This is a genomic window from Vibrio sp., assembly GCF_050299255.1.
Lineage (GTDB): Bacteria > Pseudomonadota > Gammaproteobacteria > Enterobacterales > Vibrionaceae > Vibrio.
Genome location: NZ_JBNKVP010000167.1, coordinates 1 through 2,188, shown reverse-complemented (window position 1 = coordinate 2,188; position 2,188 = coordinate 1). Strand labels below are relative to the sequence as shown.

General features: G+C 49.2%; 2 protein-coding genes. Both read left to right on the top strand.

The window, feature by feature from the left end; translation table 11 throughout:
• Positions 1-165 precede the first annotated feature (165 nt).
• Positions 166-1,575 carry an NF041680 family putative transposase gene (locus tag ACQY6F_RS18805; protein ID WP_428776633.1) on the top strand — a complete coding sequence of 470 codons (1,410 nt, stop codon included), beginning with the start codon at positions 166-168 and terminating at the stop codon, positions 1,573-1,575.
• 137 nt (positions 1,576-1,712) lie between these two features.
• Positions 1,713-2,188: hypothetical protein (locus ACQY6F_RS18800; protein WP_428776631.1), on the top strand; the 476-nt coding region annotated here is incomplete at its 3' end.

Below are 2,188 nucleotides of genomic sequence, written 5' to 3'. Positions count from 1 at the left end.
TAAATGGTGATAGCTTTGTGAATGTGGCTGATTAACAAAAAGCGTGGAAGTAGCTTGAAAGATCTTAATATGTAGCGTACTTTATTATTTGGACTTTTGACAAAGCAATTCGCAAAAGACACTTGACTATTTGACAAGTAGATAGAACTGTGTCATTAGAGGTGCATGACGATCAAGAAATGCACGTCCGAATTGACACAGTTCCGAGAAGAACTTTACCAGAACTTTAACAATCGAGCCGATACTTTAATGGAATTGGTAGATGCGATATGTAGCAATCCTCATGCTAGCTCTGTGGTTGAGTACAGCTTAACGTCTTGTTTTCGGCGCAGTTACTCGACGATATTCAAAGCCATCGCTGAGATGACCTGGGATGAGAAGGCCATCTTGTGTTTGCTGGCCACTTACCTGCCCCAACCCCAGGCACGACCATTCAGGTTATTAGGGGTTGATGTAACCTCGCAACCGCGTCCATTTGCCCAGACGTTGGCCGATAGAGGAATCGTGTATCAGCCCAATACTGTGAAAGGGAATAAACCCATAACCATTGGTCACCAGTATTCGACCGTGGTCATGTTGCCAGAAGGGGAGGCAGGTGTCTCCTCAAGTTGGGTCATTCCCTTACTGACCCGGCGGGTGTCCACAGATGAGGATCAGGCGTTAGTTGGGGCTGAGCAGGTCGATTCGTTGCTCAAGGACGGCCAGCTCCCATTCAGTCGTGACTTGTGCGTGGAGGTGGGGGATACCAGCTACAGCAAACCGGCCTACTTATACGCTAATCGCCATCATCGTCATTTGCTCACCATTGCCCGGGTACGGGGCACGCGCACTTTCTATCAACAGCCCGTCCCAACCGGTTCAGAGAGCGGTGCCGGACATCCCACATGGTACGGGGATGCTTTCTCTCTAAAAGAGGCCTCCACCTGGCCTGAACCAGATGAAACGCTGACTCTCACGGAAAGAAGTCGCCGTGGCAAAGTGCATCGAATAGAGATTCAGGCCTGGCGTGACATGCTCATGCGTGGTAAGAACAAACCACAACGCTTACCGATGCATCGACACCCCTTTACATTATTGCGAATTGTCCGCTATGATGAACAGGGACAAGTGGTCTATAAGCGACCTTTGTGGTTGCTGGTCATCGGTCACCGGCGACAGGAGTTGAGTTTGTTGCACATCTATCAGGCCTATTGTCAACGATTTGACCTGGAACACTTCTTCCGTTTTGGTAAACGAAAACTCTTATTGACTCGTTTCCAGACGCCTGAAGATGTGCGTGAAGAGAGTTGGTGGCAATTGTCTCATCTGGCTTATGCTCAACTCTGGCTGGCCCGCCATCTAGCCCACAGTTTGCCTCGCCCTTGGGAGCGTAATTTGCCGTCTATGAAGACATGTCAGATGTCGCCAACATTAGTGCAACGTGACTTTGGCCGAATTATTCGCCAGATTGGGACACCAGCCAAACCACCCAAACGACGAGGTATTTCACCCGGCAGGCGCACAGGGATAAAGTTGCCACCCCGACCTCATCGAAAAGTGGTGGTTAAAGGGCTACAAAAAGCCAATTCACCTTGAAATCGGTTCGATCATTTAGTTGATAATGTGCTTGAACTGGCTCAACATCCGTTGACCTCAGTTCATGATGTCAAAAGTCGAATTATGCAAATGCGGCTCGTATTCTGACGGCATTTGGCGAACTGGACGAGGCGCAGGTGCTAATTGAAAAAGCCAAGTCACTTGCTGCCAATATTTCACCCTGGTTTGAGGCTTGTATTTCGGCCGCGGAGGCCAGATTGTTACTGTCCCAAGGGAACAACAGGGCGGCTCTTCAATGGCGACGAATTCATCAGCCAATAGGCGATAGGCAGCTAAGATATCACTTGATGGAATTCTACATCGCATATGTGAGAGTCCTGATTGCAACCGCTACCGATGATAATCTCTCTGGCCATTTCGAAGAGGCAAAAGAGTTGCTGGAACGTCTACAGGCGATATCGGAGGAGATTGGAGCCAATGGCTATTTACTTGAGATCAAGATATTACAAGCAATGGCCTCTTTAAGCGAAGACAAGCCAAAATCTGCTCTCTATCATCTAAAGCATGCCCTTTCGCTCGCCGAGCCTGAAGGATATGTGCGCATCTTTGTCGATGAGGGTGAGCCCATGGCCGTAATGCTGCGGCAAGCGGC